We start from the raw sequence: 16,005 nt of genomic DNA on the forward strand, positions 1-16,005 counted from the left end.
GGCTTCAGATCAAGGCTTCCGGGTTCAATACATGCGATGTGTCGCCGTCGAAGAAGCGGACGGCGTTGCGATAGGCGATCTCCAGATATTGGCGGTAGCTGTCCGCTTCGGCATAGCCCAGATGCGGCGTGCACAGCACGTTGGGGCGGCGCAGCAGCGGATGGCCGGCGTCATAGATCGGTTCCTGCTCGAACACGTCGAGCGCGGCGAAGCCGGGGCGGCCGGCGTCCAGCGCCGCCTCCAGCGCGCCGGGCGCGATCAGTTCGGCGCGGCTGGTGTTGACCAGCAGCGCGTCCGGCTTCATCGCCGAGAGGTCGGCGGGGGTCACATTGCCGGCGGTGGCGGGGAGCAGCCGCTGGTGCAGGGTGACGATGTCGGCATCGGCGAAGAAGGCCTCGCGGCTGGCGGCGGGCCGGCAGCCTTCCTCCAGCGCCTCTGCGCGCGCGCGCTCGCTGCCCCAGACCAGCACGTCCATGCCGAAGGCGCGGCCGTAGCCGGCCACCAGCTTGCCGATCTTGCCGAAGCCGAGAATGCCCAGCGTCTGGCCGCGCACCGCATGGCCCACCGGACCCTGCCAGAGGCCTGCGCGCAGGCTGGCCATGTTCTCCTCCAGCCGGCGGCGCGCCGCCATGATCAGCAGCCAGGCCAGCTCCGCCGGCGCGTGAGGCGAGCCGCTGCCTTCCACCACCGCGACGCCGGCGCGGGTGCAGGCGTCCACGTCGATGTTGCGGGCGAGCTTGCCGGTCTGGCTGACCAGCTTCAACGCCGGCATCCGCGCCAGCAGCGCGGCGTCCACCACGGTGCGTTCGCGGATCAGCAGCAGCGCGTCGGTTTCGGCCAGGACGGCGTCCGTGTCCGGCTGCCGGGACAGGTCGCCGACGCTGGCGCAGCGGTAGCCGGGGTTCTGGCGCAGTTCGGCCAGCTCGGGGCCGATGTTCTGGTAGTCGTCGGGGATCAGCAGCTGGATGGAGGGCATGGGCGGACTTCGCGATGAAAGTCCACAGTATAAGCATTTATCATGCGATGGGCTCGTCCAGCGGATGGTAAGGCTGGGCATGGCAGACGCGGTTGCGGCCGCCTTGCTTGGCGGCGTACAGCGCGAGGTCGGCGCGGGCGACCGCCGCCTCCAGCGTCTCCGGCGGCAGCCATTGGCACAACCCTATGCTGATGGTGATTGTCAGCGCTTGGCCCGATGCGTTCATCACGTGGCGGGCGACGATGTTGCGCAGCCGCTCGGCCAGCGCGTCATCCTCGCCGTGGCTGGTGACCAGCGCGACGAATTCCTCGCCGCCCCAGCGTATCAGCAGGTCGCCGCCGCGCAGCTGGGTGCGCAACAGCTCGGCGATTTCGCGCAGCACTTGGTCGCCCACCTGATGGCCGTGCTTGTCGTTGACCTGCTTGAAGTGGTCGATGTCTATCATCAGCAGCTGGGGCTCGGCGCTGGCGCGCTGGCAGGCGCGCAGCCATCCCGGCAGCAGTTCCATAAAGGCCAGGCGGTTCAGACAACCGGTCAGCGGATCGGTGGTGGCCATCTGCCGCATCCGCTGCTGGTGGTGCTGCAAGGTGGCCACCACCGCGATCAGCACCAGCAGCAGGATGGCGGTGTTGATGGCCAGATTGATCTGCAGCGCGGCGTGCAGCGGCTGCAAGGCGCGGGTTTCGTTCTGCTCCACCAGCAAGTGCCAGCCCAGTTCCGGCAACAGGCGGCTGGTCAGCAGGTAGCGATTGCCGTCGCGGCTGTATTCCAGCTTTTGCGGCTCGGCTCCGCCGGCGAGGATGGCGGAGGCCAGATCGCCCAGACCGGGCTGCTCGGCCAGCTTGCGCGGCGCGGCGCCTGAGCTGTCCAGCACGATGCGCCCGCTTTGATCGATGAAGTAGATGCGGCGCTGGAAGCGTTGTTCGTGCGCGGCCAGCTGCGCGCTCAGCTCCATCTGCGGCAGACCGACGCCGATCACGCCCAGCAGCTTGCCTTTGCCATCCAGCATCCGGTGGTTGATGAACAAGGTGGTCTTGCCGCCATTGGTCATGTCCTCGTCCAGCGCGATGTCGTAGGCTTGTTTGGTCTGGCGGCTATGGAAATACCAGCGATCCTCCCGGTCGGCGGGCGACACGGTTTTCAGCACGCCGCCGGCGTAGTAGTAGCGGTGGGTGGATTCGGACACCAGAAAGCTGCCGGTGATGCCGTAACGGCCGTTGATGGCCGCCAGGTAGCGAGCGACGCGATCGGGGGCGCGCTCGCCTTCTTTCAGCCAGTCCAGCAGGAAGGTGTCGTTGGCCATCAGCGAGGCGACGGACAGCGGGCGCAGTATGCTTTTGTCTATCTCGGAAAAGATGGTGTCGCCGGTCAGCGGCAGGCCTTGTTCGACGATGCCGTGGCGGATGTCCTGGCTGCCCTGCTGATAGTACAGGCCGGCGTTGACGACGATGCCGGCCAGCAACAGCAAGGCGACGATGATGGCCAGTCGGTAGCGAGAGAATGGGCCGGACACGGCAGCCTTTCCGCGTGGTAAGTACTTACACTATTGAAGATAGGCGCTGGAAGGGCGCGCGTCATTGCCGCTTGCGGGAGCCGGCCTCGGCGAGACCGGCCGTTCGCGGTCGCGTCGAGGCTGGAAGGGGGCGTAACGGTCGGCGTGCGGCGGCATGGTCGGGCGCTCCGTGGAGAAGGCCGACAATGTAACACGCCGAATATGGCTTTGCGATTTTCAGGCGCGGATCGGAATGTAGAGTTCGGTCAGCGAATCGGGATGGTCCGGCGCCAGGAAGCGCTCGTCCATGTATTCGAACTCTATGCCCTCGGCGGCTTCCAGCCCGGCCGCCGGCAGCCAGCTGCCGTGGATGGCCTGGAAGGTGGCGGGCAGGCCGCTGACCGGGCCGACGTGGCGGAAGCGGGCGTAACGCTGGGCCGGCACCTCCACGGCGGCCATGCCGTCCGGCACCGGCGCGTCAGGCGGGCTTTGCAGCGCGGCCAGGTAGCGCCAGCCGCCGTCCGGCAAGGGCTGGCACAGGCCGTAGCTGCCGCCGGGACGGGCGTCGGCGATTTCATGCTCGCGTTGCAGGAAGCGTTGCCACAGGGCCGGGATGTCGCCTTCGTCCTGAGGGCTCCAGGCGAGGCCGACGACGCGGAAGGCGGGCAAGATGACGATTTCAGGCGTTTGCATGGCGGTCTGGCTCCATTCGGGTTGGTCGAGTCGGCGCTGAATGCGCGCGATCCGCTGCCGCCGCTCCTCGATTTCGCCCTGCAGCCGCGCGGCGTGTTCGCGCAGCGCTTGGCGCAGGGTTTCCTCATCGGCGCCGCGCAGCCGGGCGATGTCGTCCAGCGACAGGCCCAGCTCGCGCAGCATGACGATGCGGCCCAACTCGGCCACCTGCGCCGGCAGATAGTAGCGGTAGCCGTTGCCGCGGCCGGTCAGGGCCGGGCTGAACAGGCCTATGCTGTCGTAATGGCGCAGCGTCTTGGTGCTGAGGCCGTGGCAGCGGGCAAGTTGTCCGATGGTGAGCATGAGTCGTGGATGGCGGGTGCGGATGGAGCCAGTGTGGACCTTGCCCCTGGGGCAAGGTCAAGGCCGGCCTCCTCCGTCAGGAGGAAGCCGGACGCGCGTTTACAACAAGACTCTTTCGACGCCGCCGTCGCGGGCGCGGGCCACGTATTCCGGCAGCCAGTTTTCGCCCAGAACATGGCGGGCGATTTCCACCACGATGTAGTCGGCCTCGGTGCCGGTGTCGTCGTTGTAGCGCGACAGACCCTGCAGGCAGGACGGGCAGGAGGTCAGGATCTTCACCGGCTTGGCCGGCGGCTGGCCGCCGGTCAGCGCCGCCAGGTTGTTGTGGATTTCTTCCTCCTTGCGCGCGCGCACCTGGGTGGAAATGTCCGGCCGGCTGGCGGCGAAGGTGCCGGCCTCGCCGCAGCAGCGGTCGGTCAGCGGCACGCCGCCGCCCATCAGCTCGTTGACTACCTTGAGCGGCTGGTGGGTCTTCATCGGCGTGTGGCAGGGGTCGTGGTACAGATACTGCTGGCCGGAGATGCCGTCCAGCTTCACGCCCTTCTCCATCAGGTATTCATGGATGTCGATGACGCGGCAGCCGGGGAAGATGTCCTCGAAGCGGTAGTGCGCCAGCTGGTCGAAACAGGTGCCGCAGCTGACCACCACGGTCTTGATGTCCAGATAGTTCAGCGTGTTGGCCACGCGGTGGAACAGCACCCGGTTCTCGGTGGTGATGGCGTCGCCCTTGTCCTGATAGCCGGCGCTGGTCTGCGGGTAGCCGCAGCACAGGTAGCCCGGCGGCAGCACGGTCTGCGCGCCGACATGCCACAGCATGGCCTGGGTGGCGAGGCCCACCTGGCTGAACAGCCGCTCCGAGCCGCAGCCGGGGAAGTAGAACACCGCCTCGGCGTCTTCGGCCGCCTTGGGGTTGCGGATCACCGGCACCACGTGCGGATCTTCCACGTCCAGCAGCGCGCGCGCGGTTTTTTTCGGCAGGCCGCCCGGCATCGGCCGGTTGATGAAATGGATCACCTGCTGCTTGATCGGCGCCGGGCCGACGGTGGACGGCGGCTGCTTCTTCTGGCCGCCGATCAACCCAAGCCGCTTGCCGAACTGGTTGCCCAGGCGCTGCGCCTTGTAGCCGACGCCGACCAAGCCGGCGCGTATCGTCTTGACCGTGGCCGGGTCCTTGGCGGTGAGGAAGGCCATGCCCAGCGCGGTGCCGGGGTTGAACTTCTTCTTGCCGGCCTTGCGCAGGAAGTTGCGCATGGCCACCGACACATCGCCGAAGTCTATCTTCACCGGGCAGGGCTTGACGCAGCGGTGGCACACCGTGCAGTGGTCGGCCACGTCGGACAGCTCCTCGAAGTGCTTCAGGCTGACGCCGCGGCGGGTCTGTTCTTCGTACAGGAAGGCCTCGGTCAAGAGGCCGACGCCGAGTATCTTGTTGCGCGGGCTGTACAGCAGATTGGCGCGCGGCACGTGGGTGGAGCACACCGGCTTGCACTTGCCGCAGCGCAGGCAGTCCTTGATCGAGTTGTTGATCTCGCCGATGTCGGACTGCTCCAGGATCAGCGACTCCGCGCCCAGCAGAGAGAACGACGGCGTGTAGGCCAGCGCCAGGTCCGCGCCCGGCAAGAGCTTGCCGCGGTTGAAGTGGCCGTTGGGATCCACCTGTTGCTTGTAGGCGCGGAACGGGCCGATTTCGTCGTCGCTGAGGAATTCCAGCTTGGTGATGCCGATGCCGTGCTCGCCGGAGATGACGCCGCCCAGCGAGCGGGCCAGCGCCATGATGCGCACCACCGCCTGGTGGGCGGTTTGCAGCATGCGGTAGTTGTCGGAGTTGACCGGCAGGTTGGTGTGGACGTTGCCGTCGCCGGCGTGCATGTGCAGCGCCACGAACACGCGGCCGCGCAGCACGTGCTGCTGCAGCTCGCGGATGGCGGCGCGGATGCCGGCGGCGGCGGCGCCGGAGAAGATCTGTTCCAGCTCGGCCAGCACTTCGCGTTTCCAGCTGACGCGCAGGACGAAATCGCGCAGCGCGTGGAACACGGTGTCCGGTTGGGCGGCGCGGTCTTCCAGCGGCGCGTCCGGCCAGCGGGCGGCGTATTCGTGGAAGGGCGCGTCCATATGATCCAGCAGCCATTGCCAGCGGTCGCGGTTGACGGCCAGCATGGACAGCGCGGCGGCGCGGCGGTCGCCGATCAGCTCTTCCGACGGCAGGTTGGTGTCCATCTTGTCCACCGGCAGCCGGCCGTGGAAGTACTCGGTCAGCGTGTCCAGCAGCTCGATCTTGTTGGCGATCGACAGTTCGATATTGATGCGTTCGATGCCGTCGCTGTAATCGCCGAGGCGCGGCAGCGGGATCACCACGTCCTCGTTGATCTTGAAGGCGTTGGTGTGCTTGGCGATGGCCGCGGTGCGGCTGCGGTCCAGCCAGAAGGTCTTGCGCGCCTCCGGCGTCACCGCGATGAAGCCTTCGCCGTGGCGGGCGTTGGCGATGCGCACCACCTGGCTGGCGGCTTCGGCCACCGCGTTTTCGTCGTCGGAGACGATGTCGGCGATCAGCACCATCTTGGGCCGGCCCTTGCTCTTGGCCTTGGTGGCGTAGCCGACGGCGCGCACATAGCGCCAGTCCAGGTGTTCCAGGCCGGCCAGCTGCACGCCGGCCGCAAGGCAAGCGCCGCCGGGCTTGAACAGGTCGGTGATCTCGACGATGGCCGGCGTGGCCTCGGCCACGGTGCCGAAGAACTCCAGGCACACGGTGCGGGTGTGTTTCGGCATCTTGTGCAATACGAAGCGGGCGCTGGTGATGATGCCGTCGCAGCCTTCCTTCTGCACGCCGGGCAGGCCGGCCAGGAATTTGTCGGTGACGTCCTTGCCCAGGCCCACCTTGCGGAAGGCGCTGCCGGGAATGACCAGGTCGCGGCTGTCCAGCACGGTCTGGCCGTCGTCGGCCAAGCGCGACACGCGAAAGCGGGCTTCGGCCACATCGTGGATCTTGCCGTAGTTGTGGCCGATGCGTTCCACCAGCCGCCAGTGGCCGTCCGGGTCCACCATCTTCCAGCTGGCCAGATTATCCAGCGTGGTGCCCCACAGCACGGCTTTCTTGCCGCCGGCGTTCATCGCGATGTTGCCGCCGATACAGGAGGCCTCGGCCGAAGTCGGGTCCACCGCGAACACCAGGCCGGCGGCCGCCGCGGCTTCGGACACGCGGGCGGTGACCACGCCGGCGCCGCAGGAGATGGTGGCGCGCGGGCCCGAGAGCCCCGGCAGCTCGATGTGCTCGACGCCTAGGTGGCGATCCAGCTTTTCGGTGTTGATCACCGCGCTCATCCGGTCCAGCGGCACCGCGCCGCCGGTGTAGCCGGTGCCGCCGCCGCGCGGGATGATGGTCAAGCCCAGCTCGATGCAGGCGCGCACCAGCGGCGCCATTTCTTCTTCGCTGTCCGGGCTCAGCACCACGAACGGGTACTCCACGCGCCAGTCGGTGGCGTCGGTGACGTGGGCGACGCGCGACAGGCCGTCGAACAGGATGTTGTCGCGGCGGGTCAACCGGCCCAGCCGCTTCAGCACGCGGGCGCGCAGTCCGCGGGTTTCGTCGAATTGGCGCTCGAATTCGGCCACCGCCTCGCGCGCGGCGGCGATCATGCGCTGCACCTTGTCGTTGCCGTCGCGGCGTTTTTCGATTTCGGACAGGCGGTGGCGCATGGCTTCCACCAGCGCGGACAGACGCTTGGGGTTGTCCAGCAGGTCGTCCACCAGATAGGGGTTGCGGTCCACCACCCAGATGTCGCCCAGCACCTCGAACAGCATCCGCGCGGAGCGGCCGGTCTTGCGCTCGCCGCGCAATGCATCCAGCAATTGCCACATCGGCTCGCCCAGCAGGCGGATGACGATTTCACGGTCGGAATACGAGGTGTAGTTGTACGGGATCTCCCGCAATCGCTGTTCGCTGGTGATGGCTGTCATGTGTCCGCAAGCTTTGATTCTTTAGAGGAATGCCTGCCAGTGTAGCCCAATTGTTGCGATGCGAAAAACCCAAACGGTATGGGGTTTTGCCTCTCGACCTGAAGAATTTTGAAATGAGGGATTTTGTCTGACAGCCAGGCGGCGGCGCGCCGGGCGATTGGGATCAGCGCGGGGAGAGCGCGGCGGCCAGGCGCACAGCCTCCAGCAGGCTGCCCGGATCGGCGCGGCCGCTGCCGGCCAGGTCGAGCGCGGTGCCGTGGTCGACCGAGGTGCGGACGATGGGCAGGCCCAGCGTGATGTTGACGCCTGCGCCGAAGCTGGCGTGCTTGAGCACCGGCAGGCCCTGGTCATGGTACATCGCCAGCACCGCGTCGGCCTGGGCCAGCTTGTCGGGATTGAACAGCGTGTCGGCCGGCAGCGGGCCGATCAGATTGATGCCTTCGGCGCGCAGCGCGTCCAGCGCCGGCTCGATGATGTCGATTTCCTCGCGGCCCATGTGGCCGCCTTCTCCTGCGTGCGGGTTGAGGCCGGCCACCAGGATGCGCGGCTTGGCGATGCCGAACTTGCGGGTGAGGTCGGCGTGCAGGATGTGGATCACCTCGTCCAGCAGCGGCGCGGCGATCGCGTCGGCGACGTCGCGCAAGGGCAGATGGGTGGTGGCCAGCGCGACGCGCATGCCGCCGCCGGCCAGCATCATCACCACTTTTTTCGTCCCGGTGCGTTCCGCCAGGTATTCGGTGTGGCCGGTGAAGGGCACGCCGGCTTCGTTGATCACGCCCTTGTGCACCGGCGCGGTGACCATGGCGGCGAATTCGCCGGCCAGGCAGCCGTCTATGGCCGCGTCCAGCGTGTTCAGCACGTAGCGGCCGTTGGCTGGATTCAGCTTGCCGGCTTCCGCCGGGGCGGCCAGCGGCATGTGCAGCACCTCCAGCGCGCCGGCGGGCGCCGGCTGGCCGGCGCGGTAGTCGGCTAGCTCCGTCTCCAGGCCCAGCGCCGCGGCGCGCCCGGCCAGCAGGCCGCGGTCGGCGATCGCCACGCAGCGGACCTCCGGTGCCAAGGCCGGCAGCCGCAAGACCAGATCGGGGCCGATGCCGGCCGGCTCGCCGGCGGTGACGGCCAACACGGGCCTGTCAGCCATCACTTCTCGTCCAGGTGTTCTTCGACGAAGGCGGAGTCGCGCAACTGGCGCACCCAGTCGGTGTAGGCTTGCTCCATTTTGCGCGCGCGGATCTGCTGCTTGACCGCCATCTTTTCATGATCGCTGGACACGTCCTGATTGCGCTTGCCCTCCACCAGGATCAGGTGCCAGCCGAACGGCGTGCGCACCGGCTGCGACACTTGGCCTATGGGCAGAGATACCATGGCTTTCTCGAATTCCGGCACCAGATCGCCCAGGTTGACCCAGCCCAGATCGCCGCCTTTGGCGTTGCTGCCGTCTTCCGAGTACAGCTTGGCCATGTCGGCGAATTTGGCGCCGCGCATGATGCGGTCGCGCACTTGGTCGATGCGGGCTTTGGCGTCGGACTCGGACACCGCCTCGTTGGTGCGGATCAGGATGTGGCGCGGATGGTATTGCTCCACCATCATCGGCGCGCCGCCGCTGCGCTTGTCGACCAGCTTGAAGATGAAGAAGCCTTGCTGGGTGCGGATCACATCGGTGTCGGCGCCGGTTTTCATTTGTTCCAGCATCTGCACGAATTCCGGCGGCAGCGAGGTGGCCGGGCGCCAGCCCATGTCGCCGCCCTTGAGCGCGTTGGGCGCGTCGGAATAGGCGGCCGAAACCTTGGCGAAGGGCTGGCCGGCGGCCAGCTCGGCCTGGGCCTTGTGCACCTTCTGCGACAACGCGTCGATCTGCTTGGCGTCGGCGCGCTCCGGCACGGCGACCAGAATGCTGGCCAGGTGGTATTCGGTGCGGTTGGCGCTTTGGGCGCTCTTCAGCGCCTGCTCCACTTCGTTGTCGCTGACCGAAACCTTGGACGCCACTTCGCTGTCTCGCAGGCGGGCGATGGTCAGCTCGCGGCGGATGTCGCCGCGCAGGCGGTCCATGGTGATGCCGTCCTTGGCCAGTTGGGCTTTCAGGCCCGCCTCGCTCAGCTTGTTTTGCTTGGCGAGGTTGGCCACCGCCTGGTCGACGGCCTCGTCGTCTATCTTCAGGCCGCCGCTGGCCGCGTACTGCAGCTGCACTTCTTCCGTGATCATCTGCTCCAGCACCTGGCGCTCCAGCACGTCGCGCGCCGGCGGCGCGACTTTCTGCGCCTCCAGTTGCTTGATCGCGTCGTTGACGCGCGTCTGCAGCTCCTGCCAGGTGATCACGTTTTTGTTGACCACGGCGACGATGCGATCCACTTCGCGTACCGGGGTGACGGGGGCCGCCAGCGCGGTATGCATCACGCTGGCGGTCAACAGGGCAAGCAGAGTCTTTTTCATGGTCAGGCTTTGTTACTGGTTAGTCTTGGTGTAGCCGGGCACGGCCAGACGCAGGGTGCTTTCCACGCCGCTGTTGCCCAAGGCGCCCAGGCCTCTGAGCTCCAGCTGGAAGAACCACGCGTTCTTGGTGGTGGTCGGGTCGGAAACGTAGCGTTGATTGTACATCCGCAGCGACCAGCATCCGTCGTTGTACTCGAAGCCGGCCAAGCGCTCAATAGGCTTGCGCTCGATCAGCGAATAATTGTAGCGGCCGATCGCGTACCAGCGGCGGGCGATCGGCCATTGCGCGGCCACGTCCACCTGGCGCAGCGGGCCGGTGATCGAGGCGTTGTCCAGCAACTGCTCGTTGCGGCCGTAGCGGTAGCGGACGCTGGCGACTTTGCCGGCGGCGGGGTTGTAGCGCAGCTGGGCGTTGTAGCGTTCGGTCAGGCCCAGTTGCTGGTTGTATTGATAGCTGCTGTCGAAGCGCCAGTCGCGGGTCAAATCGCCTCCCGCCGCCAGCAGCAGATCGGAACTGGGCTGGTTGGCGGTTTGGGTGACATCGTCCTTCATGTAGAAGCGCTTGCCTATCGCCAGCCGCAGCCGCTCCAGGCCATTGCTCTGGTCGATGAAGCGGCTGGTGAGCGCAGTGGTGACCTGGTTGGCGCCGTTGATGCGGTCGTAGCCGGAGAAGCGGTTTTCGTTGAACAGCTGGGCGAAGTTCAGGTCGTTGACCGACGTGTCGAACATCGGCAGCGACAGCTGATCGGAATTGTTGGGTATGTTGACGTAGAACAGCCTGGGTTCCAGCGTCATCAGGTGGTCGCGGCCCATGAACTGGGTGTCGCGGTCGAAATACAGGCCGGCGTCGGTGCTGAAGATCGGCAGCGTGCGAGTGCGGGTTCCTTGCGGACTCGACCCGTAAGCATCGAGATTGTATTCGGTGAAATTGACGCCGATTTTGGGACGGATGAAGCCCCAGCTGCGATCAAAATTCCAGCTCAGGCTGGGATAGAGGACAAAACGGTCGCCGGTTTGCAGGCTGGGATGATCGAAGCGAGTCAGATCGGCCAGCAGGTTGGCGCTGAATCCGGCAGGCAGGCTCTGATTCGCGTTGAGCGTCAGCTGCGGCATCCGCGCGTAAGGAATGTCTTCCGACGACGGGTTGATGGTCAGATTCTGGTAATGCTGGACGCGCAAGGTGGTGGTGGCTGAGCCGCCGCTCCAACCCGTTGCGTAGTTCAGCGAGGCTTCCTGCGTCAGGTTGACATTGGAGGCGATGGCGACCTGATCGCCGAAATCCTTGAAGTAGTTGCGGTCGGATACCGAGTTGTAGTCGAGCCCGAAACTCCAGCCATTGCCGAAATTCTGCGAGTGGGCAATGCTCCAGGCGTTGCGGGACTCGCCGGTCAATTTGTCCTTGGGCAATTGCTCGGTATAGATGCGGCCGCCGTAGCCGGGTTGCAGATAGCGGAACTCGCCGGCCAGCATATTGCCGTGCTTGACGTTGATGTGCGGCGTGATGGTGGCATCGTAGTTGGGCGCGATGTTCCAGTAATAAGGCAGCGAGAATTCGGTGCCCGAGCTGCCGGTCTTGAACGTCGGCATCAGGAAGCCGGACTTGCGGTTGCTGTTGAGCGGGAAGTCCAGCCAAGGGGAATACAGGATGGGGACGCCGTAGAACTGCATCCAGGCGTTGCGGGCGACGCCGACGCCGGTGTTGTAATCCAGGTCGGTGCGGGACGACTTCAGGTACCAGGCCTCGTCGCCCGGGTCGCAGGTGGTCATCCGGCTGCCGTAGACGCGGTATTGGTTCTGGCCCTGGAAGTCCACTTGGCTGCCATCGCCGTGCAGGGTGACGGGCTTGGCCGGCAGACCTCCGCTCGCTGGCTTGGGCGCGGTCTGGTTCTGCCTGGCCATCGAAAACACCGGATTCATGCCAGTGCCGCTATAGGTATCGACGTTGTAGTCCAGCGTGGTGCCCGAGATCACGTCTTCGCCTCGGGTCATGCGGAAACGGTCGCCGGCTTTGACCTGGTTCTTGGTCTGGTAGTAGTCCAGCCAGTCGGACTCCACCTTCTGGTCGTCGCGAGTCACCACCACGTTGCCCTTGGCGTGCAGGATGACGTTCATCTCGCCGTCCACGTCGTCGGCATGGACCAGCGTCTGGCCCGGCTCCTTCGGCGGCGCGGGAATGGCGATCGGTTGCTCTTCGTCGGCGAAGGCGGCGGGAGCGTTCAAGGCAAAGGCGGCGGCAATGGCCAACGCCAGCGGATTCAGTTTCTGTCTGTGCATGCACAAAGCCATATCGTGGGGGCAGTGGCCGGTATAAAATCGCTCAATTCTATCAGCACCACGATAAAGCGACATGCAAAGACAGGAACAGCTCAAGAAATGGCTGGCGCAACAGTATCCAGGCGACGACATCCAAGTTGAATTCGCCGCGGCCGACGCCGACTTCCGCCGCTATTTCCGTGCAATCTGGCCCGACGGCGCAAGCCGCATCGTGATGGACGCGCCGCCGGAGCACATCGGCACCGACGCTTACGTCAAGGTGCGAGACATCTTCTCCATGGTGAAAGTGCCCGAGATTTACCTGCGCGACCGCGAACAGGGCTTCATCGTGATGGAAGACCTGGGCAAGGTGACCTTCCTCGCCGCGCTGCTGCACGATGAGCGGGCCTTCGTTCATCGCCACCTGCTGCTGGAAGCGCTGGACACCTTAGTGGCGCTGCAGCAGGGCAGCCGGCCGGATGTGTTGCCGGAGTATGACGAAGCGTTGCTGACGCGGGAGCTGAACCTGTTCCCGGAGTGGTACTGCGCCAAGGAGTTGGGCAAGCCGTTGAATTTCAAGCAGCGCCAGTTGTGGGACGCCGGCGTCAAGGCTTTGCTGCCGGCGCTGCTGGCTCAGCCCAAGGTCTTCGTCCATCGCGACTTCATCGTCCGCAATCTGATGCTGACCTCCGGCGCGCCCGGGGTGCTGGACTTCCAGGACGCGGTGTACGGCCCGATCAGCTACGATGCGGTGTCGCTATTGCGCGACGCTTTCATCGAGTGGGAGGAAGAGTTCGTGTTGGATCTGGCCATCCGCTACTGGGAGAAGGCGCGCGCCGCCGGCCTGCCGGTGCCGGAAGGCTTCGACGACTTCTACCGCGCCTTCGAATGGATGGGCGTGCAGCGCCATCTGAAGGTGGCGGGCATCTTCGCCCGCCTGCACCACCGCGACGGCAAGGACAAATATCGCGCCGAAATCCCGCGCTTCATCAAATACCTGAAGCGAACCACGCGCCGCTACAGTGAACTGGCGCCGTTCTACCAGCTGCTGGTGGACTTGGTGGGCCGCGATGAAACCGACGAGGAGCTGCAGTCCAGCTACCCGGTGCTGGGCGTGAAGGGCAGCTAAAGATACTTTTCCACTTTGTGTGTTTGCACAGTGTTAGCAGATTTAGTGTCCGCTACGCGGACGATAATTGGGAGCCGGTTCCGCCCGGCAAACGGGAAAGGGGGCTGTGCGGCCAGCCCCCTTTCGACCCCAGGCCGCCCCCGCAGCCCGCGAAACCCCGACAAAAAAGCGTCTGGCCAGGAGTCGCCAAAACTAGCCGCGCGCTAGCGTCGCGCGGCGTCGAACAAGTCGGCGACTTAAAACCTGGCCAGACGCTTTTTTGTCGGCGCGTGCTGAAAGGGGTGGGGGAGCATCGCAACTAGTCTAGTTGGGGGGGCGATAGTGATTCCAGACATTCCAATCACCCATTTTGGAGTTTTAATTTTGATAGGAAGAGAGGGTTTTGATGGATGCAAAAATAGAAAGAATCATCCAGTGGCTTTGTGAGCTTATGGCTGAAAAGGGGTATTCTCAGTCAGACAGGGGGGCAGATAAGGTTGTTTGTGAACGCAATTATGGCGAAACCTTCACAATTCAGATATCCCAATGCACTGCATCGTTTGAGCCTGATGTGTTCGCGAAACTAGTTTTGGAGAAAACTCATCATCCTTGCAAGCCCGGAGAATCATTTCCTACATTAACCGTATTTATTGCTGAGAATGGCGAAGCGTATTACTTCGTTGGGGGCCAGCGTTATGGCCTCGAACCCATGAATTTTAGTATCGTGATGAAGTTATAAGCGCTTGTATATGAAAGCTATGATTCTTGCCGCGGGCCGCGGCGAACGCATGCGGCCCTTGACCGACCACACGCCCAAGCCGCTGCTGACGGCCGGCGGCAAGCCGCTGATCCAGTGGCATATCGAGCGGCTGGCCCGCGCCGGGGTGACGGAGCTGGTGATCAACCACGCCTGGTTGGGCGCGCAGATTGAAGACGCGCTGGGCGACGGCTCGCGCTTCGGGGTGTCCATCGTCTACTCGCCGGAGGGCGAGGCGCTGGAGACGGCCGGCGGCATCGCCACGGCCCTGCCGCTGCTGGGAGACGCCCCTTTCATCGTGCTCAACGGCGACGTGTTGAGCGATTTTCCGCTTGAGCGGCTGGCCGAGGCGGCTGGGCGCCTGGATGGCGGATCGACGCTGGCCCACCTGGTGCTGACGCCCAAGGCGGGCTACAAGACCGGCCGCGATTTGACGTTGCGCGGCGACGGCAAAGTCGCCGCCTGCGAAGACGGCGACATCCCGTACACCTTCTGCGGCCTGGCCGCCTACCATCCGGTTTTTTTCCGGGAAGTGAAAGCCGGCGCGGCCAGCCCGCTGCTGCCCTGGCTGCTGGCGGCGATGGAGCGGGGCCAAGTCCGCGGCGAACTACAGACTGGCCTGTGGCTGGACGTGGGCACGCCGGAGCGGCTGGCCGAGGCCGACCGCGTCGCCGCCGGCTGGACTACATGAGCCGGCGCATACTCGGCATCGACCCCGGCAGCCTGATCACCGGCTTCGGCGTCATCGACGTGGTGGGCAACCAGCGCCATTACGTCGCCTCCGGCGCCATCCGCGCCAAGAGCGGCTCGCCGCTGGCCGAACGGGTCAAGGTGCTGGTTGAGGGCATCCACCAAGTCATAGACACCTACCAGCCGACCGAAGCGGCATTGGAGCGCGTGTTCGTCAACGTCAACCCCGCGGCCACCTTGATGCTGGGCCAGGCGCGCGGCGCCTGCATGACGGCGCTGGTGCTGAAGGATTTGCCGGTGGCGGAATACACGGCGCTGCAGGTCAAGCAATCGGTGGTCGGACAGGGCAAGGCACCGAAGGAGCAGGTGCAGTACATGGTGGTGCGCATGCTCAACTTGTCCGGCACGCCGCAGGCCGACGCCGCGGATGCGCTGGCGGTGGCGCTGACCCATGCCAACCACAGCGGCGGCGCCATCGGCAAGCTGGCGCTGCGCGGTCTGAAAGTGCGCGGCGGCCGGCTGGTGTAGCGGCGGGCCTTGGGCCGAGGCGGGCTGTCAGCCTTTGGGGGCGCGCATGTGCAGGCCGAAATAGACGGTCTGGTCCCAGTGGCCGGTGAGCCCGGCCAGATATTGCGCGGCGCGGAAGATATCGGCCGATCGGCAACACCCGGCGCTGACATAGCCGCGATATAGCCCGTGATTGGGATCGAACACCCAGATGTAGTCGCTGCCCTTGTAGACGCCGACAGCATGGCCGGAGGCGGCGCCGCTGCGCATCAGATTGAGGAACAGCGCGTCGCCGTGCGCCATGATGTCTTCGATGATGTGTTGCCAATCTTGAGCGCTGGCGCCATGGGCGTTGGCGGAATAGTGGCTGCAGGCGACGCCGAAGCTTTCTCCGCCCTGATGGTCGGCATCGTGGCGGTGTCCGGCGATGGAAGGCAGGATGTGCCGCTCCAGATAGGACACGAAGCGAAACAGGTACGCGCCGCTGTCGAATTGCCGGTACAGCGCATCCGCATCCCGGGTGGAGGGAAGAAAGTCGCCGGCGCTGCTGCCCCTATTGAATTTCCCCACCCGCTCCTGAATATGCTTCAACCAGAGGCAGACTGCGGCTTCGCAGACGCCGGCGGCATTGGCGCCTTGTCCGCTGTTGTCGAACGATTCATGCAGGGACCATGCCATCGCATTTCCTTTCATTGCGGGGTGGATGGTGAGGCGCCGCATCACCGGATGCGGCGCAAACCATTCGCCTCGATTCGTGAATCAACAGTCATGATCCAGGGACGGGGCCGCTCGCGCGGCGGATGCCG

Annotated in this window: 12 protein-coding genes; 4 read left to right on the top strand and 8 right to left on the bottom strand. The window is 65.3% G+C overall.

The window, feature by feature from the left end:
* Nucleotides 1-4: 4 nt before the first annotated feature.
* The 7 genes from DK842_RS10170 to DK842_RS10200 all read right to left on the bottom strand — a co-directional run bounded on the left by DK842_RS10170 (nt 5) and on the right by DK842_RS10200 (nt 12,158).
* Nucleotides 5-976: a D-2-hydroxyacid dehydrogenase family protein gene (locus tag DK842_RS10170; RefSeq protein ID WP_114061370.1), complete on the bottom strand. Its 972-nt coding sequence runs from the start codon at nt 974-976 to the stop codon at nt 5-7.
* Between the two features lie 40 nt (nt 977-1,016).
* On the bottom strand, nt 1,017-2,489 hold the full coding sequence (locus tag DK842_RS10175; RefSeq protein WP_114061371.1) for a sensor domain-containing diguanylate cyclase: 1,473 nt from the start codon (nt 2,487-2,489) through the stop codon (nt 1,017-1,019).
* A 216-nt stretch (nt 2,490-2,705) separates the two neighbouring features.
* Complete coding sequence (locus tag DK842_RS10180) at nt 2,706-3,503, bottom strand: MerR family transcriptional regulator (RefSeq protein ID WP_114061372.1); 798 nt, start codon at nt 3,501-3,503, stop codon at nt 2,706-2,708.
* A gap of 99 nt (nt 3,504-3,602) precedes the next feature.
* Nucleotides 3,603-7,457 carry a DUF3683 domain-containing protein gene (locus DK842_RS10185; RefSeq protein WP_114061373.1) on the bottom strand — a complete coding sequence of 1,285 codons (3,855 nt, stop codon included), beginning with the start codon at nt 7,455-7,457 and terminating at the stop codon, nt 3,603-3,605.
* Nucleotides 7,458-7,620: 163 nt separating this feature from the next.
* A complete protein-coding gene (gene pdxA / locus DK842_RS10190) occupies nt 7,621-8,595 on the bottom strand; it encodes a 4-hydroxythreonine-4-phosphate dehydrogenase PdxA (RefSeq protein ID WP_114061374.1) in 975 nt (324 codons plus the stop codon).
* Complete coding sequence (locus DK842_RS10195; RefSeq protein WP_198414666.1) at nt 8,595-9,884, bottom strand: peptidylprolyl isomerase; 1,290 nt, start codon at nt 9,882-9,884, stop codon at nt 8,595-8,597. The genes pdxA and DK842_RS10195 overlap by 1 nt, the downstream gene beginning before the upstream one ends.
* Before the next feature lie 12 nt (nt 9,885-9,896).
* The gene (locus DK842_RS10200) at nt 9,897-12,158 is read right to left on the bottom strand and encodes an LPS-assembly protein LptD (RefSeq protein WP_114061376.1); all 2,262 of its coding nucleotides are present in this window, start codon (nt 12,156-12,158) and stop codon (nt 9,897-9,899) included.
* Nucleotides 12,159-12,231: 73 nt separating this feature from the next.
* On the opposite strand from DK842_RS10200, the gene amgK reads away from it, so the two are divergent.
* From amgK to ruvC, 4 genes are all read left to right on the top strand, one after another.
* Entirely contained in the window at nt 12,232-13,266 is a 1,035-nt protein-coding gene (gene amgK, locus DK842_RS10205) for an N-acetylmuramate/N-acetylglucosamine kinase AmgK (RefSeq protein WP_114061377.1), read from the top strand.
* A 385-nt stretch (nt 13,267-13,651) separates the two neighbouring features.
* Nucleotides 13,652-13,984, top strand: a complete 333-nt coding sequence (locus DK842_RS22995; RefSeq protein WP_145964012.1) for a hypothetical protein — start codon at nt 13,652-13,654, stop codon at nt 13,982-13,984.
* A 10-nt stretch (nt 13,985-13,994) separates the two neighbouring features.
* The gene (murU, locus tag DK842_RS10210) at nt 13,995-14,693 is read left to right on the top strand and encodes an N-acetylmuramate alpha-1-phosphate uridylyltransferase MurU (protein WP_198414667.1); all 699 of its coding nucleotides are present in this window, start codon (nt 13,995-13,997) and stop codon (nt 14,691-14,693) included.
* Nucleotides 14,690-15,220 (top strand): crossover junction endodeoxyribonuclease RuvC, encoded by a 531-nt coding sequence (gene ruvC, locus DK842_RS10215; protein ID WP_114061379.1) that lies wholly within the window; start codon nt 14,690-14,692, stop codon nt 15,218-15,220. The genes murU and ruvC overlap by 4 nt, the downstream gene beginning before the upstream one ends.
* 27 nt (nt 15,221-15,247) lie before the next feature.
* On the opposite strand, the gene DK842_RS10220 is transcribed toward ruvC, so the two are convergent.
* Entirely contained in the window at nt 15,248-15,877 is a 630-nt protein-coding gene (locus tag DK842_RS10220) for a hypothetical protein (protein WP_114061380.1), read from the bottom strand.
* Nucleotides 15,878-16,005: the final 128 nt, after the last annotated feature.

Source organism: Chromobacterium phragmitis, assembly GCF_003325475.1.
In the GTDB taxonomy this organism is placed as follows: Bacteria; Pseudomonadota; Gammaproteobacteria; order Burkholderiales; family Chromobacteriaceae; genus Chromobacterium; species Chromobacterium phragmitis.